We start from the raw sequence: 24362 nt of genomic DNA, 5'->3' as shown, positions 1-24362 counted from the left end.
GCAACTCCTTATTCCACTGTTACTGACTTCGCCAAATTACGTGGTTTATCTACATCTAAGCCACGGTGTAATGCAGCATAGTATGAAATCAATTGTAATGTCACAACTGATACGAGTGGTGTTAATAACTCGTGAACGTGAGGAATGACATACGTGTCGCCTGATTTTTCAAGACCTTCCATTGCGATGATACATGGATGTGCACCACGCGCAACAACCTCTTTCACGTTACCACGAATTGACAGGTTCACGCCTTCTTGTGTTGCTAATGCTACGATTGGTGTGCCTTCTTCAATTAAAGCAATCGTACCGTGTTTTAATTCTCCGCCTGCGAAACCTTCAGCTTGGATGTATGAAATCTCTTTCAATTTCAACGCGCCTTCTAAGCTGACGTTGTAGTCGATCGTACGTCCGATAAAGAATGCGTTGCGTGTTGTTTCTAAAAAGTCTGTCGCAATTTGTTCCATTTTCGGTGCATCATCTACAATTGTTTCGATTGCAGCAGTGACTTTAGCTAATTCACGTAATAAGTCGATGTCTGCTTTACGACCACGTTCTGTTGCTACGACTTGAGAAAGGATAGATAATACCGCGATTTGTGCTGTATAAGCTTTAGTTGACGCTACCGCAATCTCAGGACCTGCATGTAACAATAATGTGTGATCCGCTTCACGTGATAATGTTGAACCTGCAACGTTTGTAATTGTAAGTGATTTGTGACCGAGTTTTGTTGTTTCTACTAATACGGCACGGCTGTCCGCAGTTTCCCCTGATTGAGAAATGTAGATGAACAATGGGTTTTCAGATAATAATGGCATATTGTAAACGAATTCTGATGCCACATGAACTTCTGTCGGAATACCTGCCCATTTTTCAATGTATTCTTTACCGACTAAACCTGCGTGATAACTTGTACCCGCTGCAATGATGTAAATGCGGTCAGCTTCTTTTACATCTTTCACGATTTCCGGGTCGATTTTTAACTCACCTTGGTCGTCTTGATATTCTTGAATAATACGACGCATGACGGCAGGTTGCTCATGAATTTCTTTTAACATATAGTGTTCGTAAATACCTTTTTCAGCATCTGAAGCGTCGATTTCAGCAATGTAGCTTTCACGTTCAACGACTTCACCATCTAAGTTTTTAATCACGACATCATCGCGCTTAACAAGTACGATTTCTTGGTCTTTTAATTCTTTATACTCGCTTGTCACTTGAATCATCGCTAATGCATCTGATGCGATAACGTTGAATTTTTCACCGATACCGACTAATAAAGGAGATTTGTTTTTAGCAACATAGATTGTTTCGCTGTCATCACGGTCTAATAAACCTAACGCATAAGAACCGTGTAATAAACTTACCACTTTTGTGAATGCTTCTTCAGTTGATAATCCTGTTTCTGAAAAATGCTCAACTAATTGAACGATAACTTCAGTATCTGTATCTGAAACAAGTGTCACATTTGGGATATATTGTTCTTTTAATTCTTCATAGTTTTCAATCACACCGTTGTGTACCAATGTAAAACGTTCGCTTGTTGACTGATGTGGGTGTGAATTTTCGTAGTTAGGAATACCGTGTGTCGCCCAACGTGTGTGACCGATACCCGTTTGACCGTCAATCTCGTTGTCTGCTTCACGGCGTAATTCAGCGATACGTCCTTTCGCTTTTGTAACAGTCACTTCATTGTCATTGCGTGTGGCAATCCCTGCTGAGTCATAGCCACGGTACTCTAACTTTTCTAAACCTTTTAATAAAATCTCTTTTGAATTTTGATATCCAATATAACCAACAATTCCGCACATAATAAATTCCTCCACATTGAAATAACGGTGCCATTGTACATTTTTTCACATATTGGTACATACTGTTTTCATGTCTCAATAATGAAAATTGCATTAGCATCGTTCTCTAATTATTATTTTGCTATTGGCGATCTTACTAACTTTGTCCAACAAGTTACCCTGTTGATTTGATTAATAAGCTAACGAATGAGCCACATCCGGGATAGCATCCGCCGATCATATTCGATCACTATCCTCCTCGTCCACAACTACATTCTATACATCTGTTACACACTCTGCTTTAGTATGTAAGTCATCAATCTATAGCGTGTACTTGCGCTGGCGCTTTGTAATGCCGACTACCTCTACCCTCCTTCATCAGAATATAACCTATTGTACAATGAGTGAAACTTTCTTTGCAAATAAAAGTACAATATTTCCGAAAATTATTGTTGCGTGTTGGAGCCTCATATCCTGTACTTTTTAGTTAATTATATATTTTTGATATTCAATGCTGTTCAATTATAATCTTTAATCATTATTTGCGCACAATGGTCAATGCAATTTCCTCATCTATCCTTTAAAATCGCTTTCATTTTAAGTTAAACATCAGTTTGTCCTCATCAAAGCCTTTTGTCATTTTTTTATCTCAAAAGCCTCTTCCAAAAAGATGCCTTGAGACATTATTTGTCATTTTACACTTAACTACATGTCGTATCTTGAATACACCACGAAACCGCCTCATTTCTTTTTACTATTGTCGCATAATTTTTCAGCTGTTATTTTCTAAAGCGTTTCTTCATCATGAGCCTGTTTCTTCTATAGTTATATCACTAAATGTATTTTGTCATTTTCAACGTGACAAGTTGGTATTTTCTATTTATTGTAAACGACTAAATAACGCTTTAAGATGTACACACAAATCAATTTTTTATTAAGGGGTGTCAAATAGATGGCAAATCAAGAAAAAACAGAACAAAAGCCGATGAAAGAACAGATTCAACGTCGTGTTCAAGCATTCGGTTCATTTTTAAGTAGTATGATCATGCCGAATATCGGTGCGTTCATTGCTTGGGGTTTGATTACTGCATTATTCATTCCTGATGGCTGGCTTCCAAATGAGGAACTTGCCAAAATGGTCGACCCGATGATCAAGTTTTTAATTCCACTACTCATCGCCTTTAGCGGGGGGCGTCTTGTCCATGATTTACGTGGTGGGATTGTCGGTGCGACTGCAACAATGGGTATCATCGCCGCATTCCCAGATACACCTATGTTAATCGGTGCGATGATTATGGGTCCATTAGTCGGTTGGCTGATGAAAAAAGTAGATCAGTTTTTACAACCACGTACACCAAACGGCTTAGAAATGCTATTCAATAACTTCTCAGCAGGTTTCCTTGCATTCTTCATGACTATTTTCGGTTTTAAAATTTTAGGCCCTATTGTTGAAGGTTTAATGAAAATTCTCGGTGCAGGTGTGGATTTCCTAGTTTCACATCACTTGCTTCCACTTGTAAGTATCATTATTGAACCTGCAAAAGTTGTCTTTTTAAACAATGCGATTAACCATGGTGTCCTTACACCGCTCGCATCAGAACAAGTGAGCCAAGCAGGTCGTTCGATTCTTTACACATTAGAGTCTAACCCTGGTCCTGGTTTAGGTATTTTACTTGCTTATATGGTCTTTGGTAAAGGGACTGAAAAAGCAACATCGTACGGGGCTGCATTCATCCACTTTATCGGTGGTATTCATGAAATTTACTTCCCTTACGTTCTTGCACGTCCATTGTTAATCTTTGCAGCAATGGCGGGTGGTATGACAGGTGTTGCAACATTTAGTTTATTCAACTTTGGTTTAACAGGCCCAGCGTCTCCAGGTTCAATCCTTGCATACTTTGCAGTCACACCTAAAGGCAGTTATCTCGTGATGATTTTAAGCATTTTCTTATCAACGTTAGTGACATTCATCGTCGCATCTGCCATTTTGAAATTTTCTAGAGGTTCTAAAACGAGTCTTGCGGATGCAACAGCCAAAATGGAAGCGACAAAAGGTAAAAAATCTCGTGTTCGCGACACATTCATTCAAGAAGATGAAGCAACAACAACTGAGCATACAACGGCAACTACTGATAACACAACACTTGCAGAAGAAGATCCAGAAGCATTGTTAGACAAATATGACACTGAAAATGTTGAAGCACATGACTATAGCCATATCGACCACATTATTTTCGCTTGTGACGCAGGTATGGGTTCAAGTGCGATGGGTGCAAGTCTGTTGCGTAAAAAATTCCAAAAAGCTGGTATCGACAATGTAGAAGTGACCAATACAGCAATCAACCAACTTCCAGGTGAGTCACAACTTGTCATTACTCAAAAAACATTGACAGACCGTGCGATTAAACAAGTACCTAACGCGATTCATCTTTCTGTAGATAATTTCTTAAACTCACCACGCTATGAAGAGTTAATTCAAAACATTAAAGAAAAAGAGAATCAAGAATAAGAAATCACGTAATGGGGATGTGAGCTGCTTCATGTATATCAGACGTCGGGAGCGTGACATTTTAGAAATACTGCTAAAAAATCAAGGATTACCTATTTCTAGATATGATATCGCTCAACAATTAGGGGTATCTTCGCGAACGGTGCATCGAGAACTGAACAATCTCGATGCGACCCTCGCACCTTTTGAAATCACCATTCAACGTCCTAAAAATCAAGGACTCCTCTTGGTCGGTGCACATGATGATATTGCCCGATTACAACAAGAACTCGGTCAAGACACTGTCATTGATTTAAGTACAGAAGAACAAAAAGTTATTATTTTATATGCTTTAATTCAGTCTAATGAACCCGTAAAACAAGTCGGACTCGCTTCGGAAATTGGCGCATCACTGCAACAACTGAGCAAAGTGTTGGATGAGCTCGAACAAGATTTAAATCAGTTTAAAATTGAGCTCATTCGAAAACGCGGTGTCGGCATTTCAATTCTCGGAAGCGAAATGCATAAACGTGAACTGTTAAGCCAATTGATGATGGAACGTTTAGATAGTACGAGTGTGTATTCCGTCATTGAAAACCATTTTGTCTTTCAATCGTTAAATCATAACCGTCTGCCTATGGTCGATATGAAAGAAATTTTCCAAGTTGAACGATTGCTGATGGATGATTTGAACCATTTGCCGTATGCATTGACAGAATCGAGTTATTTGGCACTCATCGTTCACATTGTCTTAAGTATTGAGCGTATGCGTCATGAACAATACGTCTCTATTAACGCGGACACTATGACAGAAGTTCAAGCGACTGATGAATATCACATTGCTTGTAAAATTTCAGATCGTCTCGGACAGCATTACGGCATTACGTTCAATCCGGCAGAAGTTGCCTTTATTACGATTCATTTACGTGGCTCAAAGCGAAAAAATGATAAAGAGGATCAACAATTGTCGCAAAATGTACCACAAGTTGCTGCGTTAATTGACATGGTCGCAACGGAAACTGGACTGAAGTTTAACAATATCCATGAACTGAAAGAAGGCTTGTTGTTACATCTTACGCCTGCTTTAAATCGGATACACGCTAAAATCGAAACTTACAATCCGATGACGACACGCATTCAAAGTGCTTATCCGCTATTATTTCAAGCCGTACGACATGCGGTCACTGATTTATGGCCACACCTTCATTTTCCAGACCATGAAATTGCCTTTTTAGTCTTACATTTTGGTGGCGCTGTACAAAAACGTCAACACGCATCCTCTGTGCTTGTCGTATGTAGTAGCGGTGTCGGGACAAGTCGTATTTTGGCCAATCGCTTAAAAGAAACGTTTCCTATGATTGACCATACGACGCAAATGTCTGTAAGTGATTTAAAATCGCATGACCTCACACAGTATGACGCGATTATTTCTACCGTAGAGTTGGATTTAGAACACCCGTATTTAACGGTGAATCCCCTACTTCCTGAACATGAAATTGCAAAAACTTCTGCATTTTTGCATCAACAACTGCCGCAAATGTCAGAAGTACATCCGCGTGTAAACGATATGGACACGTCGCCTACTGTAACAGGTACGACTGATGCGACAAAAGTGAACCAAAAAATTGATGCGATGCGCGAAAGTTTACAACTGTTAGATGCATTTGAAGTATTCCAAACGGATCTGACGGAGTGGTCGTATGATATCGCGCAACATCTTTATCACAAAAAGATTACGCATGATTTAACTGTTGTACAACAACTTTTGAAAGAACGTCACGATAAGCAATCTTTTGTATTATCACCATTTCGAGTCGCGATTCCACATTTTATCAGTACACACGTCGAAACACCTTACATCGGCGTATGGCACTTAGCGACACCTTACGACTTTGGTGAAGGACTCACCGTCGACACGTTATTCTGTGTCTTTTTACCGGAAGATACACAACTTCAACGTCTCGTCAGTGAAATCTATGGTCAGTTGTCACTTGCTTTAGACGAACATGAGGACGCACTGACCGACGCAACGCACATTGAACAATGGATTAAGCAAAGTATTATCACATTGAATTAACTATAACTAGGAGCGATTGATTATGGAAAACTTATTAAGAGACGAAAATATTTTATTAAAGCAATCTATTTCTACACAAGAAGAAGCGATTGAAAAAGTAGGACAACTACTTGTAGACAGTGGTGTCGTTAAAGCGGGCTACGTACAAGCGATGAAAGACCGCGAACAAATTGTATCCACATTTATGGGTAACGCTTTAGCCATTCCACACGGCACAGATGAAGCAAAAAATGAAGTCATCGCATCAGGTTTATCATTATTACAAATTCCTGAAGGCTTAGACTGGAACGGTGAAGAAGTGAAAGTGGTCATTGGTATTGCTGGTAAAGATGGTGAACATTTAGACTTGTTATCACAAATTGCGATTACATTCAGTGAAGAAGAAAATGTAGACAAAATCGTCAATGCGGCATCTCCACAAGCAATTCGTCAAGTGTTCGAGGAGGCGGATGCATAATGAAAGCACTTCATTTTGGAGCAGGTAATATCGGTCGTGGTTTTATCGGCTTTATCCTCGCAGACAACCAGTTTGACGTGACATTTGCAGATGTTAATACAGATATTGTCAATGCCCTTAAAGCAGAACAAGCTTATGAAGTGACACTCGCTGATGAGGCACAAACGAAGACGACCATTCAAAACGTCAATGCCATTCATTCTGCTGAAGAAACAGAAGCACTTAAAAACGCTATTTTAGAAGCAGATTTGATTACAACTGCAGTCGGTGTCAACATTTTACCAATCATCGCTCAATCATTAGCACCGATTTTAAAAACGCGTACAACACCTGTGAACATCGTCGCTTGTGAAAATGCGATTAATGCAACAGATGCATTAAAAGCTGCTATTTTAGAGGAAGTGGATACATTAGATGACAACATTCATTTCTCTAACGCTGCCGTAGACCGTATCGTCCCTATCCAACACAATGCCAATATTTTAGATGTCACAGTAGAACCATTTTACGAGTGGGTGATCGAACAAACGACTTGGCACGGTCAACAATTGGACGGTGTGAAATATGTAGATGCGCTCACACCTTATATCGAACGCAAATTGCTGACAGTGAATACAGGTCATGCTTATCTTGCTTATGCAGGTCATTATTTCGGTCATCAAACGATTTTAGAAGCGGTTCATGATGACAAGATTGCGAAAGAATTAGAACGTACATTAACGGAAACAAGTCAATATATTACTAACACATTTGACTTTTCTGCAAAAGAACAAGCCGTATATCGTGAAAAAATTATCGGCAGATACCACAATCAATATTTGTCAGATGACATTCAACGTGTCGGACGCGGTGTCTTAAGAAAATTAGGACCACAAGACCGTATTATGAAGCCATTGAAAGCATTATATGAAGCCAACGAACCGCATGATGCGTTAACACAACTGGCCGCATATGCACTTGTGTACAAAGATGCACAAGATCCAGAAGCTGTTCAAAAAGAAGAACGTATTCAAGCAGTCGGGGTTGAAACGTTTTTACAAGAACATGCTGAACTAGATGACAAATTAGCACATGCCATTGCGAACAAATATCAACAATTATCATAGCATTTAAAAAAGCTGGGAATTGTACATCCCAGCTTTTTATCACTTGTTTGGTTTCCATTTCTTAAACAGAAAGACCCCCTCTCAACAAGGTATACACGATACTTGTTAGAGGGGGGCATGATTTTTAAGCGTCTAAGCCCATTTTTTCTTCTACTACTTTTGCAATACGTTCCGCGAAGTTATGCGCATCTTCGTCTGTTTTAGCTTCAACCATGACACGTACGAGTGGTTCTGTACCTGATGGACGCACTAAAATACGACCTTCGCCATTCATTTCCGCTTCAACTTCATCCATCACGGCTTTGACGTCTTGATTGTCTTCTACGCCATATTTATCCGTTACACGAACGTTCACAAGTGATTGCGGATATTTCTTCATTTGACCCGCAAGTTCACTTAACTTTTTACCTGAACGTTTCACAACTGCTGCCAAATGTACACCTGTTAATAAACCGTCACCAGTTGTATTGTAATCCATCATAACGATATGACCTGATTGCTCGCCGCCTAAATTGTAGTTACCACGACGCATTTCTTCCACAACGTAGCGGTCACCCACTTTCGTTTTATCAGATTGAATCCCTTCCGCTTCTAATGCTTTGTAGAAACCTAAGTTACTCATCACCGTTGACACAATCATATTATCGTTCAATTCTTGATTTTTCGCCATCTCTTGGCCGATAACAAACATAATTTGGTCACCATCGACAATTTGACCTTTTTCATCGACTGCGATTAATCGGTCACCATCACCATCAAATGCTAAGCCAAAGTCACATTCATGATCGACAACTTTTTGAGCTAGCGCTTGTGGGTGTGTAGAACCAGTTTCATCATTAATATTGTAACCATCTGGATTACAGCCAATTGTCACTGTATCTGCTTCAAGGTCACCGAATAAAAATGGTGCTAACGCTGCAGTTGAACCGTGTGCACCGTCCAGCGCAATTTTTAACCCTTCTAAATTCACTTCGATAGTTGATTTTAAATAGCTTAAATATTTTTGCGCCCCTTCGAAATAATCCGATGTGTGCACAATATCTTTACCTGTTGGACGTGGTAAATCAGGATTTTCTTGATCCAATAATGCCTCGATTTCATTCTCTTGCGCATCTGACAATTTGAAGCCATCTGAACCAAAGAACTTAATACCATTATCCGCAACAGGGTTATGTGAAGCTGAAATCATCACACCTAACTCTGCACCCATTTCTCTTGTTAAATAAGCCACTCCTGGTGTAGAAATGACACCTAAACGCATGACTTCAGCGCCAATAGAAACTAAACCTGCAATTAATGCATGTTCTAACATTTCACCTGACACACGTGTATCTTTACCTACAAGGACACGTGGATGCTTTTTATCTTCGTTATGTGCTAAAACGTATCCCCCATAACGACCTAACTTGAATGCGAGCTCAGGTGTGAGTTCTTGGTTTGCAACGCCTCTTACACCATCTGTCCCAAAATATTTACCCATAAATCATATCTCCTTTTATTTCATTCATCATTCTACATTTATTTTTGCTTTTAATTTTTCTGGTGATGTTTTCGTCACATTTTTCGGTAAGTCTAATTTTACTTCCCGTTCCGTATTAGATGAAACACCTTTCACATCAATTTCACCACTAATTTCATTGATCTTCTCTAAATCATGACGGTTCCCAAATATTTCTATCGTATCTGACTCCAGATCAATACTTGAAATGTTGATACCATCTGAAGGCGTGCCTTTTGTCGATACGTCTAATTTAACTTTTTTGGAATAAGGTTCTACTTCTGCAGTTAAATCTACGGTCGGATGATCGACTTGCACATCCAGTTTATTCATATTCTTATCAAAAACTGAAATATTCGCTTCTCCCGTGGTCTTTTCTGAAATATTGTTCTCATTACGGAAACTTGCCTTTACAAATGCAATGCGGTCTAATTGCGCCTTGCCTCCTGTGATTTTTACCGTATCTGGTGACACCGATGTATCTGTAATCTTGAAATTCGGATCAATCACATATGGACTCACATTTGGCTCAATATGATACGTTCTCGTTTCCTTTTTCTCAACTGAGACGGTCACTTCTTTCGGATAAACACGGTAGTTAATATCTTTATCTAGACCACGCACTTGAAAGTCTAATGAATACTCACCTGGCTGAATGTTTGTCGCGTCTAACACAACTTTAAAATCTTCTGTTTTTTGTGCGCGTAACACTTTAGATTGCGGTCCATTCAACTCGACATCAACCGTATCAGGCGCACCAGAGATATACAGACTTTTATCGTTGTTAATCACTTCAACCGGTGCATTTTTGATTGTTTTATTCCCGTCTTTGGAAACACTGTCAGTATTGAACGAATCACCGAGTACATGATTGACTGATAAAAATAAGAGCAATGCTAAAATAAAAGCAGTAAAACGTAAGCCCCATTTCGATTCTAACATCTAATTCACACCTTTCTTTCCAAAGTGTGAGCCAAACCAATGCTCTGTTAACAGTTCTTCAAACACTTCAGGTGATATATCTTTTCTCAACTTCCCATCAAATGTAACGGAAACGGATCCTGTCTCCTCAGACACAACGACGGTAAAGGCATCAGAAACTTCTGAAATTCCAACTGCTGCACGATGACGCGTTCCGAGGCTTTTCGCGATTTTCGGACTATCTGACAACGGTAAATAACTGGCCGCTGTTGCAATCTTGTCACCTTGAATAATCATCGCGCCATCATGTAATGGCGTATTCGGAATAAAGACGTTTGTCAATAATTCTTGAGAAATGTCTGAATGCATCGGTATACCCGTTTCAATGTAGTCCTGTAAACCGGTTTCTTTTTCAAACACAATTAACGCACCTATCCGTCGCTTTGCCATATACTGCACGGCTTTAGAGACTGAATCCACTAATTTTGGCACTTCTACTGTAGACGTCGTGGCATAGCGTTTGAACAAACTCCCTCTCCCAAGTTGTTCTAACGCACGTCTAATCTCAGGTTGGAATATTACAATTATGGCTAAGAACCCCCACTGTAATACCAAATCAAAAAGTCTCGAAGTCGTTGTCAGTTGTAAGTATTCACTGATTGCTTTCCCTACAAGTATAAATAATATCCCTTTTAATAATTGAATTGCTTTCGTCCCTTTAAAGACTGTAATCAGTAAATAAATGACATACCATACAATTAATAAATCTAGAATACCTGTGATGACCTCAAGCGTACTTAAATTTTCAAAGAGGTGTGAAATTTGCATAGTATCTCCTCCGGTAATCTATTCCCATGTCCCTTATTATACCAATGTTCATAAGCGTTTGTCATATCAGAGTAAAAAGAAATCACATTTAAATATTTGATTCGATGTATTCAATCGTTTCATGTAAAATGGGAGGAATTCCACTAAACAACAAATCGAAAACGAGGTAAAGATGACTTATTTGATCCTTACCTCGTTTCAATACTTGACACTTATATTTTAAATGATAGTTTATAACAATGTTTCGCCAAAGAACGAACCTAACAGTGCGACGGCTTGTTGAGCAGTGCGATTTTCGACATCTAAGAGTGGATTCACTTCAACAATATCCATTGACGTAATCATATCGGATTGGTTGAGTAATTCTAATGCATAATGACTTTCACGATACGTTAAGCCACCTAAAACTTTCGTTCCTGTCCCCGGCGTTTCATTAGGATCTAACGCATCGACATCTAATGATAAATGCACACCATCAGTCTTATCCTTTAAATATGCGATACTTTCTTCAATGACTGAACGAATGCCCCGCTCATCAATATCAGCCATCGTATATGTACGAATTTGATGCTTCTTAATATATTCACGTTCACCAAAATCTAAATCACGCATACCGATAAGCACAATATTTTCCGGCTTCACTTTAGGTGCAAAGCCGCCAAGTTGAACGAGCTTTTCATCCCCTTCACCCGCCAATATACGTAATGGCATCCCGTGCATATTACCAGATGGCGATTCTTCTGGTACATTCAAATCACCATGTGCGTCATACCAAATGATGCCCAGGTCGTCGTAATGCTCTGCAACACCTGAAATCGAACCAATAGCCAATGAATGATCCCCACCTAAAATCACTGGAAAATGGTCTTGTCGAATACTCTCTGACACTTTATCTTTTAATGATTTTGAGAAAGTGAGAATTTCCTCATAATTTTGTAAGCCCTCTTGTTGAGACATAAACTTCTCAATATCGACAGGTGGCGATTCAACGTTCCCTGCATCAATGACCTCATGACCAATACGTTTTAAACGAGGTAACACACCTGCATATCGAATCGCATCTGGACCCAAATCAACACCTAGTTTCTTCTGCCCAAATGTAGTGGGTGCACCGATGAGTTCTATAATTTTATTCATTTGTTATCTCCCCTTTTTTTAATGATTCATTTAACAATGTTTGCAGCTCAATTGCCCCTTTAAATCAATTGAATATGCATACAATTTCAGAATAGTTGTTTAGGCCATTGAATTCAAGCATTGTAAAAACGCAAAAGTCGTATGAGATTTAACTATATGTGCTTTAATGAATTTTTATAACTACGAACTGTGTTTTGGAGGATGGAGCATGAATGAAACAGTAGATTTTATTCATTTTAAATTTTGCTAGAAAAAGTGTGCGGAGGCGAGCGATGTTTGAGATGCGCGTGTTGGATACGGTGCTGCTAATGGTAAGATAGCAAAAGCGACAGAAGACAAAAATAAAAACCCTATCCCATTTGGAATAAGGTTTGAAAGTGAGCCATAGAGGATTCGAACCTCTGACCCTCTGATTAAAAGTCAGATGCTCTACCAACTGAGCTAATGGCTCTTATGGCTGGGCTAGCTGGATTCGAACCAGCGAGTGACGGAGTCAAAGTCCGTTGCCTTACCGCTTGGCTATAGCCCATCGATGGTGGAGGGGGGCAGATTCGAACTGCCGAACCCGAAGGAGCGGATTTACAGTCCGCCGCGTTTAGCCACTTCGCTACCCCTCCGCTATGTATGCAATTAAAAATGGTGGAGAATGACGGGATCGAACCGCCGACCCTCTGCTTGTAAGGCAGATGCTCTCCCAGCTGAGCTAATTCTCCATATATAAATGACCCCTACGGGACTCGAACCCGTGTTACCGCCGTGAAAGGGCGGTGTCTTAACCGCTTGACCAAGGGGCCATGGCTCCACAGGTAGGACTCGAACCTACGACCGATCGGTTAACAGCCGATAGCTCTACCACTGAGCTACTGTGGATCAATCTTAACCTGGCACCGTCCTACTCTCGCGGAACGTAAGTCCGACTACCATCGGCGCTAAAGAGCTTAACTTCTGTGTTCGGCATGGGAACAGGTGTGACCTCTTTGCCATTGGCACCAGATTAAGTTGTAGAATGTTATACATTCAAAACTAGATAGTAAGTATATTTATCACAAGCATTACCTTATGAACAATTATTTTGATTAAGTCTTCGATCGATTAGTATTCGTCAGCTCCACGTATCGCTACGCTTCCACCTCGAACCTATTCACCTCATCATCTTTGAGGGATCTTATAACCGAAGTTGGGAAATCTCATCTCGAGGGGGGCTTCATGCTTAGATGCTTTCAGCACTTATCCCGTCCATACATAGCTACCCAGCTATGCCGTTGGCACGACAACTGGTACACCAGAGGTATGTCCATCCCGGTCCTCTCGTACTAAGGACAGCTCCTCTCAAATTTCCTACGCCCACGACGGATAGGGACCGAACTGTCTCACGACGTTCTGAACCCAGCTCGCGTACCGCTTTAATGGGCGAACAGCCCAACCCTTGGGACCGACTACAGCCCCAGGATGCGATGAGCCGACATCGAGGTGCCAAACCTCCCCGTCGATGTGAACTCTTGGGGGAGATAAGCCTGTTATCCCCGGGGTAGCTTTTATCCGTTGAGCGATGGCCCTTCCATGCGGAACCACCGGATCACTAAGTCCGTCTTTCGACCCTGCTCGACTTGTAGGTCTCGCAGTCAAGCTCCCTTATGCCTTTACACTCTATGAATGATTTCCAACCATTCTGAGGGAACCTTTGAGCGCCTCCGTTACTCTTTAGGAGGCGACCGCCCCAGTCAAACTGCCCGCCTGACACTGTCTCCCAGCACGATAAGTGCTGTGGGTTAGAAATCCAATACAATTAGGGTAGTATCCCACCAATGCCTCCACGTAAGCTAGCGCTCACGCTTCTAAGGCTCCTACCTATCCTGTACAAACTGTACCGAATTTCAATATCAGGCTACAGTAAAGCTCCACGGGGTCTTTCCGTCCTGTCGCGGGTAACCGGCATCTTCACCGGTACTATGATTTCACCGAGTCTCTCGTTGAGACAGTGCCCAAATCGTTACGCCTTTCGTGCGGGTCGGAACTTACCCGACAAGGAATTTCGCTACCTTAGGACCGTTATAGTTACGGCCGCCGTTTACTGGGGCTTCGATTCGTAGCTTCGCTTGCGCTAACCACTCCTCTTAACCTTCCAGCACCGGGCAGGCGTCAGCCCCTATACGTCACCTTACGGTTTAGCAGAGACCTGTGTTTTTGATAAACAGTCGCTTGGGCCTATTCACTGCGGCTCTTCAGAGCGTGAACCCCAAAGAGCACCCCTTCTCCCGAAGTTACGGGGTCATTTTGCCGAGTTCCTTAACGAGAGTTCGCTCGCTCACCTTAGAATTCTCATCTTGACTACCTGTGTCGGTTTGCGGTACGGGCACCGTTATTCTAGCTAGAGGCTTTTCTCGGCAGTGTGAAATCAACGACTCGAGGAACAAGTTCCTCTCCCCATCACAGCTCAATCTTAAGAGTGCCGGATTTGCCTAACACTCAATCTCACTGCTTGGACGTGCACTCCAACAGCACGCTTCGCCTATCCTACTGCGTCCCCCCATCGCTTAAAACGAATAATGGTGGTACAGGAATATCAACCTGTTATCCATCGCCTACGCCTGTCGGCCTCAGCTTAGGACCCGACTAACCCAGAGCGGACGAGCCTTCCTCTGGAAACCTTAGTCAATCGGTGGACGGGATTCTCACCCGTCTTTCGCTACTCACACCGGCATTCTCACTTCTAAGCGCTCCACATGTCCTTGCGATCATGCTTCAACGCCCTTAGAACGCTCTCCTACCATTGTCCAAAGGACAATCCACAGCTTCGGTAATATGTTTAGCCCCGGTACATTTTCGGCGCAGTGTCACTCGACTAGTGAGCTATTACGCACTCTTTAAATGATGGCTGCTTCTAAGCCAACATCCTAGTTGTCTGGGCAACGCCACATCCTTTTCCACTTAACATATATTTTGGGACCTTAGCTGGTGGTCTGGGCTGTTTCCCTTTCGAATATGGACCTTATCACCCACATTCTGACTCCCAAGTTAAATTATTTGGCATTCGGAGTTTGTCTGAATTCGGTAACCCGAGAGGGGCCCCTCGTCCAAACAGTGCTCTACCTCCAATAATCATCACTTGAGGCTAGCCCTAAAGCTATTTCGGAGAGAACCAGCTATCTCCAAGTTCGATTGGAATTTCTCCGCTACCCTCAGTTCATCCGCTCACTTTTCAACGTAAGTCGGTTCGGTCCTCCATTCAGTGTTACCTGAACTTCAACCTGACCAAGGGTAGATCACCTGGTTTCGGGTCTACGACCAAATACTCATTCGCCCTATTCAGACTCGCTTTCGCTACGGCTCCACATTTTCTGCTTAACCTTGCATCAGATCGTAACTCGCCGGTTCATTCTACAAAAGGCACGCCATCACCCATTAACGGGCTCTGACTACTTGTAAGCACACGGTTTCAAGTTCTCTTTCACTCCCCTTCCGGGGTACTTTTCACCTTTCCCTCACGGTACTGGTTCACTATCGGTCACTAGAGAGTATTTAGCCTTAGGAGATGGTCCTCCCAGATTCCGACGGAATTTCACGTGCTCCGTCGTACTCAGGATCCACTCAAGAGAGAATTTGTTTTCGACTACAGGATTATTACCTTCTATGATTAACCTTTCCAAGTTATTCGTCTAACAAATTCTTTTGTAACTCCGTACAGAGTGTCCTACAACCCCAATAAGCAAGCTTATTGGTTTGGGCTCTTCCCGTTTCGCTCGCCGCTACTCAGGGAATCGATTTTTCTTTCTCTTCCTCCGGGTACTAAGATGTTTCAGTTCTCCGGGTCTGCCTTCTTGCATGCTATGTATTCACATGCAGATAACACGACATAACTCGTGCTGGGTTTCCCCATTCGGAAATCTCTGGATCAAAGCTTACTTACAGCTCCCCAAAGCATATCGTCGTTAGTAACGTCCTTCATCGGCTTCTAGTGCCAAGGCATCCACCGTGCGCCCTTAATAACTTAATCTTAACGTTATGATAAGCGTTCGCATTCTGCCTTATTTCTTTCTTCGCTTGTTCATTTACAGAAAGTAAACTTCACTGCGCGCATCAAGAAATGCGTTGACTGACAAACGCTTTCATTAACGTTTGGTCAATCCATAAATACGTCACCTATCACAATAATATTTTGGCAAACGTTCGCATTCGGCTTCATCACTTCACATTCACTCAGTTACTTACGCGTAGTAAGCACCTTCGCTCATGCTTGCGATTCATAGACTGACAAACGTTTTCAAAACATCATGTCTGTCTACCGAAATACAATCTTGTCCAAAATCACCAGTTATTAATTATGTGAGTCGTCATTTGACGACTAGCGATAATTTTTTGTTTCAAGCTTTTAAACGCTTGTCACTCGGTTTTGCTTGGTAAAATCTATACTTACTTATCTAGTTTTCAATGTACAAATCATTCTGAATCCTCAAATGAATGAGCATTCAAAACTGAATACAATATGTCACGTTAATCCGCTTATCACCTGATGGTGATATTCCGTATATTATCCTTAGAAAGGAGGTGATCCAGCCGCACCTTCCGATACGGCTACCTTGTTACGACTTCACCCCAATCATTTGTCCCACCTTCGACGGCTAGCTCCAAAATGGTTACTCCACCGGCTTCGGGTGTTACAAACTCTCGTGGTGTGACGGGCGGTGTGTACAAGACCCGGGAACGTATTCACCGTAGCATGCTGATCTACGATTACTAGCGATTCCAGCTTCATGTAGTCGAGTTGCAGACTACAATCCGAACTGAGAACAACTTTATGGGATTTGCTTGACCTCGCGGTTTTGCTGCCCTTTGTATTGTCCATTGTAGCACGTGTGTAGCCCAAATCATAAGGGGCATGATGATTTGACGTCATCCCCACCTTCCTCCGGTTTGTCACCGGCAGTCAACTTAGAGTGCCCAACTTAATGATGGCAACTAAGTTCAAGGGTTGCGCTCGTTGCGGGACTTAACCCAACATCTCACGACACGAGCTGACGACAACCATGCACCACCTGTCACTTTGTCCTCCGAAGAGGAAAGCTCTATCTCTAGAGTTGTCAAAGGATGTCAAGATTTGGTAAGGTTCTTCGCGTTGCTTCGAATTAAACCACATGCTCCACCGCTTGTGCGGGTCCCCGTCAATTCCTTTGAGTTTCAGTCTTGCGACCGTACTCCCCAGGCGGAGTGCTTAATGCGTTAGCTGCAGCACTAAGGGGCGGAAACCCCCTAACACTTAGCACTCATCGTTTACGGCGTGGACTACCAGGGTATCTAATCCTGTTTGATCCCCACGCTTTCGCACATCAGCGTCAGTTGCAGACCAGAAAGCCGCCTTCGCCACTGGTGTTCCTCCATATCTCTGCGCATTTCACCGCTACACATGGAATTCCACTTTCCTCTTCTGCACTCAAGTTTTCCAGTTTCCAATGACCCTCCACGGTTGAGCCGTGGGCTTTCACATCAGACTTAAAAAACCGCCTACGCGCGCTTTACGCCCAATAATTCCGGATAACGCTTGCCACCTACGTATTACCGCGGCTGCTGGCACGTAGTTAGCCGTGGCTTTCTGGTTAGGTACCGTCAAGATGTGCGCAGTTACTTACACATTTGTTCTTCCCTAACAACAGAGCTTTACGATCCGAAGACCTTCATCACTCACGCGGCGTTGCTCCGTCAGGCTTTCGCCCATTGCGGAAGATTCCCTACTGCTGCCTCCCGTAGGAGTCTGGACCGTGTCTCAGTTCCAGTGTGGCCGATCACCCTCTCAGGTCGGCTACGTATCGTCGCCTTGGTAGGCCGTTACCCCACCAACTAGCTAATACGGCGCGGGTCCATCTATAAGTGACAGCAAGACCGTCTTTCACTGTAGAACCATGCGGTTCAACATGTTATCCGGCATTAGCCCCGGTTTCCCGGAGTTATTCCAGTCTTATAGGTAGGTTACCCACGTGTTACTCACCCGTCCGCCGCTAACGTCAAAGGAGCAAGCTCCTTATCTGTTCGCTCGACTTGCATGTATTAGGCACGCCGCCAGCGTTCATCCTGAGCCAGGATCAAACTCTCCATAAAAGAAGTAAGCTTGATATAGCTCGTTGATTGTTTAAGTCAATCACTCTTGAAAGTACTTTTGAAGTACTCAAATTATCGGAATTAACGTTGACATATTGTCATTCAGTTTTCAATGTTCATTACGTTTGTTAATCAAGTTTACTATATCTTTACTTAATTAACAAGACTTTTATTATTTTAAACTCAATCCTCAACATTTGCAATAGTAAATTTTACACCATTCAAATATTTTTGAATTAAATTTGTTTGCCGTTTTTAACGACTTTTACATCTTATCACCACTGTGATATGTTGTCAATAAGAAATTTAAACTTTTTATTTCTTATTTCAAACGAGCGCTTTATTTCGCTCACAAGAATATATTGTATACAGGTCGTTCTGAAAATGCAACCCCTTTTTTAAACTTTTTTACAGAAATTGAATTCAAGCTATTACGCCTATTCATCTGTCCACTTTTCAACTCGTATTATCCCTAAAATGAAGCCGAGTAAGAAAGCATACCCCCCACTTCCTACTCGGCTACAATCGTTATTGATTTGTTTTAACAATGATTTTCTGAGCGATGTCTTTATAAATCTGTCCTAAACGATCTTCTGGTTGATATATAGAAGGTGAAAAGTCTACCGGTTTCCAAGACGGTTGCTCTAATGGCAATTGACCAAGCAACTCACTTTGTAATTCATCAGCAAGTTTTTGTCCGCCACCTTTACCGAAAATGTATTCTTTGTTCCCTGTTTCTTTACTTTCAAAATAAGACATGTTCTCGATGACACCTAAAATCGAATGATCCGTATGTTTCGCCATTGCACCAGCACGGGCTGCTACAAATGCGGCTGTTGGATGTGGTGTTGTTACGATAATTTCTTTACTTGATGGCAACATCGTATGTACATCGAGTGCTACATCTCCTGTGCCTGGCGGTAAATCTAATAGTAAGTAATCTAAGTCTCCCCATTTCACTTCAGTAAAAAAGTTCGTCAACATTTTACCTAACATCGGGCCACGCCAAATCACAGGGGCGTTCTCTTCAACAAAGAATGCCATTGAAATTACTTTAACACCGTGACGTTCAACAGGGATGACTGTTTTACCTTCGATACCCGGCTTTTCATCAATTCCCATCATGTCCGGTACACTGAATCCGTAAATATCCGCATCAATTAAGCCGACGCGTTTCCCCTCACGTGCTAATGCGACTGCTAAATTGACTGCGACTGTTGATTTCCCAACGCCACCTTTACCTGAAGCAATAGCAATAAATTCTAAGTGATTCCCTTTCGCTAGCGCACCTTCAATCGTTTGTTCTTCTTGTTGTTGCACTCCTGCATATTGTTTAACTTTTTCTTCAGGGAGAGCTTCAAAACGAATGCCTACCGTTTTCGCACCATTTTCTTTTAGTTTTTCCACAATTGCCATTTGTAATTCAAGTTGTGGTTGTCCCCCCAATTGGGCCATCGCAACTTTAACGCTAACATGTGCTTTTTCTTCTTTGATGGTCACCTCTACAACCCCTTCAGTTTCTTTAAGAGGTACATTAATAATTGGATCGTTAATTTCTCCAATAAGTTGTTTCACCTGTTCGACTGTTAACACTTCCGACATCTCCTTTTGTATACGCTTTATTCCTCATTTTAACAAACTTTTACACTGTTGCATAAGGTAAAAACTCCACCTATCTATAAAAATTGCGTGTCTCACTCATCAGTTCATCACTTTTACATATACAAGTGTGGCATGATGCTCATTCACTTTATTTTGGTTCGCTTCCTCACCATCATTTCTACTTCATTTCAAACATGAATTCTACCTGCTTCACTGTTTATTGATTCACGTCGCTTCTATTGATGCATAAAAAAACATCAAACAACGTCATGCTGTTTGATGTTTCATCTTTTATCATTTCATTATCGTACGGCGTGGCGTTTATTGCCTCACTCTTTTTTCCCTCTATCGTAAATAAAGAAGCTGATAATAAACCCGATTAATAAGAAGCCTGAAGTAACGTAAAATGCTAAATCGACACCGTGTGCCATTGCTTCACGTTGGATCATTGATTTGGATACAGACGCATCTGGTTGATAAAGACCTGCGCCTAAGCTCATTAATGTAACCATCAATGCCGTACCCATTGATCCTGAAATTGTTCGTAGCGTATTCATAATTGCTGTACCATGTGACACCATATCATTCGGTAATGCGTTAATTCCGGCTGTGTTGAGTGGCATCATCAATAACGATACTGAGAATAGACGAATTGTAAAGACGATGATGACATACGTATAAGATGTATGTGCCGTCAATTGAGCCATCATCAATGTCGTAATTAAGAGTAATGCAAATCCTGGAATGACAAGTACTCTCGCACCTAATTTATCGTATAAACGACCGTTGACGACTGACATAACGCCGTTAATGACTGCACCAGGTAGTACAACGAGCCCTGATAAAAATGCTGACAGACCGAGTGAATTTTGAATATATATCGGAATTAATAGTGCTGGACCGACCATTGATGTAAAGACGATCATAGATGAAATGGACGTCAATGTGAATGTTCTCGTACGAAAAGCAGATAATCTGAGTATAGGGTTGTCAATACGTAATTGACGGGTAATGAATAAAGCTACAATAACAATACCAACAATTAAACTTACTAATACGATTAAATCATCGAACCCACGCGTACCTGCAATACTAAAGCCGTACAACATAATACCGAAACCGAGTGTCGAGAGGACAACAGATGCTTTATCGAGGACAACCTCTTTTGTATCACTAAAGTTACGCATATAACGCCAACCGAAAATTAAACCTGTAATCGAAACAACAACGACAACGAATAACGGGGCACGCCATGAATAATTGTCAACGAGTATCCCTGACAATGTAGGTCCAATGGCTGGAGCGAACTGAATGACAAGTCCTGATAACCCCATCGCGAATCCCCGTTGATTTTTGGGGAATAACGTAAATAACGTAAACTGACTGAGCGGCATAATCACACCTGCCCCCATCGCTTGAATGACACGTGCAGTCATCAATATTGGGAATGACGGCGCTAACGCAGCTGTGATAGAACCGACAACAAAAGTACCCATCGCTGTTAAATACAATGTTCTAGTAGGTACTCTATCCATTAAGTATGCCGTTAACGGAATCATAATACCATTCACTAACATAAATCCTGTAACTAACCATTGAGAAGTACTTTCGTGAATATCCAGACCTCTCATAATACTAGGAAGTGCAGTATTCAATAATGTTTGGTTTAAAATTGCAATAAAGGCACTGATCAAAATAACAGCAACGATGATATTTCTTTGTGTTTTATCTACATGAACACCTTTGTGCATACACTTTCCTCCTCTTACATTTCTATACCAATGCTTTATTTTACGACTAAAAAGTTAGCTTGGCAAAGTTTTTGATTTCTCTTTAAAATTGCGCCATGACACCTCTTATTTTCGATTCAAATCCTCAGCATCCGGATAAAACACTTCTTTACAAACGTAGAGAAACGCGATGATTAACATCAATACCCAATAGTCGATTTGAATATATTGATAATGAATATGAATCACAAAATAAAACATCGTAATCATCATCGCATACGAAATCAAATGAAATGTGAAGCCCTCGAGGTAAGGGTTCGGATATAATTTCTTTTGGAGCCAGTCCATCAAATACTCGACACCAAAAATCACAAAGTAACCGAGGATAATATAGCTGCCGTAATAAATTAAATTGTCATAAAATCCTTCATTATAAGTAAACATGCCAAGGCGAAAGTAAATCAGTAAACGACTTAAGCCGAATAAGCCAAAACCGAGTAACGTTAAAAAGATAGCCCCAGAAATGACAAAAATGGAGAGGATGATTAACAAAGTGACAAAGTTAAACAAATTAAACTTTCCTTTCACCAATCAAACCTCCCCATATCTTTAATTATTTTTCAGAAACTGTACGTAAACTTTTATCTTTACGTGTAAACCAAACTATCCATAAACCTGCTAATACGATGATACAAAATACCATAACATTTTGGATGCTCGTTTTAAAGATAACTACATCCATCGCATAAATGTAGCCAATAATTGCTGAACCAATCGAATTCCCCATATTACGAGTCAGTGTAAAGAGTGACATCATCTTTTTCATACTTTCCGGCGATGTTTCTTCTTGCACCATCACACTATCTTTCGTATAAGCTGTCCCAAAACTCATACCTAAGAAGAACAATGTCACTGCAACAACGATAGGGTGAAATGCACCAATCAATACACTGATACTTCCTACAATTAAAATACCTATTGCGAGCAAATATAAACCTCGAACAGTACGATTCGCTTCAATTTTTTCTAAAGTGAAGTTAATTAACAACCAGCCGATTGACAGTGGAAAAATGATGAGTCCACTTTGCAAAGGGCTTAAACCTAAATGATCTTGTAAATAAGATGGAATAAAAACATTAAAGCCAATTAACGTCACTGCAATGAAAAAGTCAGTGAAAAATGCTAAGCGCACTTTAGAGCCAAATTCTTTCGTTGGGATAAAGGATAATGACACTTTTTCCGAACGCTTGATCATGACACCAAAAAGGATGACAAATAAAATAAAGCATACGATATTCATCCAAATATGACCTGTGATGAGCACACTCGCCATGAGTAATGCGAGTAACACATAAAATAAGCCCATGCCGACAAAATCGACTTTATGTTTAGACGTGGACTCACTTTCAAAATGATATGACGTTAACACAAGCACCATCACGATGACAGCAATAGGAATATTAATGTAAAATAGCCAATGCCATGAAGAAACTTTTAAAATAAAACCACCGAGAAATGGTCCGAGAATACTCGAAATTCCCCATACACTGCCGATAATCCCCATCACTTTATAACGAAACGGAATCTCAAATGCGAGTTTTGGTACGATTTGTGCTAATGACATGTTTACCCCTGCACCAACACCTTGAAGTAAGCGGGCAAACACGAGCATTTCAAACTGGGAACTCATCCCCGATAAAAGACTACCGACTAAAAATAAAATTAATCCTAACATCGTCACGTAGATGATTTTAATCCGTGACATTAACTCACTTAAAATAGAAATAGATAACACAATCCCTACAAAATACACTGTAAATACGAGTGAAATGGGTTGTGTTGCATGTAGGTCAGCACGCATCGTCGGTAACGCTAACGACACAATCGACGTTTCGATAGCTGCCATAAACATGATTAAGACTAGTGAGCAAATGATACTAACTCGCTTTAAATTCATACTTTTCTACCTTTCCATAAATACTTGTTGTCGCGGACATAAGGTTTGTGAAGTAAACCTATTTTAATATCGTAGTTTAATCACCTCTGCCCAATTAAAAAGTTTAACTCAACTGAAAATGAAAAAAGATGCTTTCAAACGCTCTCATCTTTCAATACAGAGACCGTTCACATCTATCCGAAGCACAAGACTCACGCGTTCGTCCATCACACCTCATTTTACAAACATCTATCAGCTTGCTTTTATGTAAAGTTTAACACCGTTCATTTTCATTATCTCTACTTATTGTGAATTTGATAAGCAATAAAATCAAACTTTATGTATGCAATAGTCATTTTTAAACATGTGTCCGATATGGTTATAGTACATCGAATGATCAGAACGATTCATATAAAGATAAGAGACTGTTATGGTGTCATCAATCCTCGCTACATGAACGATTGACGTCTCGGAACAGTCTCTTTCTACGGTTATTTAATGTTCTTTTTATGTTGCCGGTGTACAGAAATCATGATAATGACAATCACGATACCTAAGCCTAATGATACTAAACCTAGAAGTGGCGATGCGGTTAACGCCCCTTCTCCCAACAAGTAATAATATGCGAAATATACTTGAAATAAAAGTAAAACCGTTAGCGCAAACATGAATAGCTTATAATGCGGCTTCATCCAAACACCC

General features: G+C 41.0%; 14 protein-coding genes, 6 tRNA genes and 3 rRNA genes. 4 read left to right on the top strand and 19 right to left on the bottom strand.

Annotated features, from left to right (window positions below):
- Window positions 1–8: 8 nt before the first annotated feature.
- The gene (gene glmS / locus EL101_RS03575; protein WP_096598042.1) at window positions 9–1811 is read right to left on the bottom strand and encodes a glutamine--fructose-6-phosphate transaminase (isomerizing); all 1803 of its coding nucleotides are present in this window, start codon (window positions 1809–1811) and stop codon (window positions 9–11) included.
- A 931-nt stretch (window positions 1812–2742) separates the two neighbouring features.
- Here glmS and EL101_RS03570 point away from each other — a divergent pair.
- The 4 genes from EL101_RS03570 to EL101_RS03555 are packed head-to-tail and all read left to right on the top strand — an operon-like array spanning window position 2743 to window position 7918.
- On the top strand, window positions 2743–4299 hold the full coding sequence (locus EL101_RS03570; RefSeq protein ID WP_096598044.1) for a PTS mannitol transporter subunit IIBC: 1557 nt from the start codon (window positions 2743–2745) through the stop codon (window positions 4297–4299).
- 31 nt (window positions 4300–4330) lie between these two features.
- Window positions 4331–6355, top strand: coding sequence for a BglG family transcription antiterminator (locus EL101_RS03565; RefSeq protein ID WP_096598046.1), 2025 nt, complete (start codon window positions 4331–4333; stop codon window positions 6353–6355).
- Between the two features lie 22 nt (window positions 6356–6377).
- Window positions 6378–6812, top strand: coding sequence for a PTS mannitol transporter subunit IIA (locus tag EL101_RS03560; RefSeq protein ID WP_096598048.1), 435 nt, complete (start codon window positions 6378–6380; stop codon window positions 6810–6812).
- Window positions 6812–7918, top strand: a complete 1107-nt coding sequence (locus EL101_RS03555; RefSeq protein WP_096598050.1) for a mannitol-1-phosphate 5-dehydrogenase — start codon at window positions 6812–6814, stop codon at window positions 7916–7918. The genes EL101_RS03560 and EL101_RS03555 overlap by 1 nt, the downstream gene beginning before the upstream one ends.
- A gap of 124 nt (window positions 7919–8042) precedes the next feature.
- Here the strand turns inward: EL101_RS03555 and glmM are convergent, their stop codons facing one another.
- From glmM to EL101_RS03465, 18 genes are all read right to left on the bottom strand, one after another.
- Window positions 8043–9398: a phosphoglucosamine mutase gene (gene glmM, locus EL101_RS03550; protein ID WP_096598052.1), complete on the bottom strand. Its 1356-nt coding sequence runs from the start codon at window positions 9396–9398 to the stop codon at window positions 8043–8045.
- A 27-nt stretch (window positions 9399–9425) separates the two neighbouring features.
- The gene (locus EL101_RS03545; protein ID WP_096598054.1) at window positions 9426–10358 is read right to left on the bottom strand and encodes a CdaR family protein; all 933 of its coding nucleotides are present in this window, start codon (window positions 10356–10358) and stop codon (window positions 9426–9428) included.
- Window positions 10359–11165, bottom strand: a complete 807-nt coding sequence (gene cdaA, locus EL101_RS03540; RefSeq protein ID WP_014613287.1) for a diadenylate cyclase CdaA — start codon at window positions 11163–11165, stop codon at window positions 10359–10361.
- Between the two features lie 231 nt (window positions 11166–11396).
- Complete coding sequence (gene rocF, locus EL101_RS03535) at window positions 11397–12302, bottom strand: arginase (RefSeq protein WP_096598056.1); 906 nt, start codon at window positions 12300–12302, stop codon at window positions 11397–11399.
- Window positions 12303–12680: 378 nt separating this feature from the next.
- Window positions 12681–12753, bottom strand: a tRNA-Lys gene (locus EL101_RS03530).
- Window positions 12754–12756: 3 nt separating this feature from the next.
- Window positions 12757–12831 (bottom strand) — tRNA-Gln (locus EL101_RS03525).
- A gap of 4 nt (window positions 12832–12835) precedes the next feature.
- Window positions 12836–12919 (bottom strand) — tRNA-Tyr (locus tag EL101_RS03520).
- A gap of 20 nt (window positions 12920–12939) precedes the next feature.
- Window positions 12940–13015, bottom strand: a tRNA-Val gene (locus EL101_RS03515).
- A 9-nt stretch (window positions 13016–13024) separates the two neighbouring features.
- Window positions 13025–13096, bottom strand: a tRNA-Glu gene (locus EL101_RS03510).
- Between the two features lies 1 nt (window position 13097).
- Window positions 13098–13172, bottom strand: a tRNA-Asn gene (locus tag EL101_RS03505).
- Window positions 13173–13181: 9 nt separating this feature from the next.
- Window positions 13182–13296 (bottom strand): 5S ribosomal RNA (gene rrf, locus EL101_RS03500).
- Window positions 13297–13374: 78 nt separating this feature from the next.
- Window positions 13375–16296 (bottom strand): 23S ribosomal RNA (locus tag EL101_RS03495).
- A gap of 544 nt (window positions 16297–16840) precedes the next feature.
- Window positions 16841–18392 (bottom strand): 16S ribosomal RNA (locus EL101_RS03490).
- Together the 16S, 23S and 5S rRNA genes with 6 tRNA genes alongside form the textbook arrangement of a ribosomal RNA operon.
- Window positions 18393–18920: 528 nt before the next feature.
- Window positions 18921–19985: an Mrp/NBP35 family ATP-binding protein gene (locus EL101_RS03485; RefSeq protein WP_096598516.1), complete on the bottom strand. Its 1065-nt coding sequence runs from the start codon at window positions 19983–19985 to the stop codon at window positions 18921–18923.
- A gap of 338 nt (window positions 19986–20323) precedes the next feature.
- Window positions 20324–21745, bottom strand: coding sequence for an MDR family MFS transporter (locus tag EL101_RS03480; RefSeq protein ID WP_096598514.1), 1422 nt, complete (start codon window positions 21743–21745; stop codon window positions 20324–20326).
- A 105-nt stretch (window positions 21746–21850) separates the two neighbouring features.
- Window positions 21851–22312, bottom strand: coding sequence for a SepA family multidrug efflux transporter (locus EL101_RS03475; protein WP_019165089.1), 462 nt, complete (start codon window positions 22310–22312; stop codon window positions 21851–21853).
- 25 nt (window positions 22313–22337) lie between these two features.
- Window positions 22338–23681 carry a multidrug efflux MFS transporter SdrM gene (sdrM, locus tag EL101_RS03470; RefSeq protein WP_096598512.1) on the bottom strand — a complete coding sequence of 448 codons (1344 nt, stop codon included), beginning with the start codon at window positions 23679–23681 and terminating at the stop codon, window positions 22338–22340.
- A gap of 470 nt (window positions 23682–24151) precedes the next feature.
- Window positions 24152–24352 carry a hypothetical protein gene (locus EL101_RS03465; protein WP_096543231.1) on the bottom strand — a complete coding sequence of 67 codons (201 nt, stop codon included), beginning with the start codon at window positions 24350–24352 and terminating at the stop codon, window positions 24152–24154.
- Between the last annotated feature and the right edge of the window lie 10 nt (window positions 24353–24362).

The organism is Staphylococcus delphini (assembly GCF_900636325.1).
Lineage (GTDB): Bacteria > Bacillota > Bacilli > Staphylococcales > Staphylococcaceae > Staphylococcus > Staphylococcus delphini.
The sequence above is the reverse complement of the archived record's forward strand: the minus strand, read 5'-3'. Positions and strand labels throughout refer to the sequence as shown.

Coding starts and splice junctions, on each gene's coding strand:
- EL101_RS03560 (WP_096598048.1), top strand. CDS start 6,378: ATGGAAAACTTATTAAGAGACGAAAATATTTTATTAAAGCAATCTATT.
- sdrM (WP_096598512.1), bottom strand. CDS start 23,681: ATGAATTTAAAGCGAGTTAGTATCATTTGCTCACTAGTCTTAATCATG.
- glmM (WP_096598052.1), bottom strand. CDS start 9,398: ATGGGTAAATATTTTGGGACAGATGGTGTAAGAGGCGTTGCAAACCAA.
- EL101_RS03565 (WP_096598046.1), top strand. CDS start 4,331: ATGTATATCAGACGTCGGGAGCGTGACATTTTAGAAATACTGCTAAAA.
- EL101_RS03555 (WP_096598050.1), top strand. CDS start 6,812: ATGAAAGCACTTCATTTTGGAGCAGGTAATATCGGTCGTGGTTTTATC.
- EL101_RS03465 (WP_096543231.1), bottom strand. CDS start 24,352: ATGAAGCCGCATTATAAGCTATTCATGTTTGCGCTAACGGTTTTACTT.
- EL101_RS03480 (WP_096598514.1), bottom strand. CDS start 21,745: ATGCACAAAGGTGTTCATGTAGATAAAACACAAAGAAATATCATCGTT.
- glmS (WP_096598042.1), bottom strand. CDS start 1,811: ATGTGCGGAATTGTTGGTTATATTGGATATCAAAATTCAAAAGAGATT.
- cdaA (WP_014613287.1), bottom strand. CDS start 11,165: ATGCAAATTTCACACCTCTTTGAAAATTTAAGTACGCTTGAGGTCATC.
- rocF (WP_096598056.1), bottom strand. CDS start 12,302: ATGAATAAAATTATAGAACTCATCGGTGCACCCACTACATTTGGGCAG.
- EL101_RS03570 (WP_096598044.1), top strand. CDS start 2,743: ATGGCAAATCAAGAAAAAACAGAACAAAAGCCGATGAAAGAACAGATT.
- EL101_RS03545 (WP_096598054.1), bottom strand. CDS start 10,358: ATGTTAGAATCGAAATGGGGCTTACGTTTTACTGCTTTTATTTTAGCA.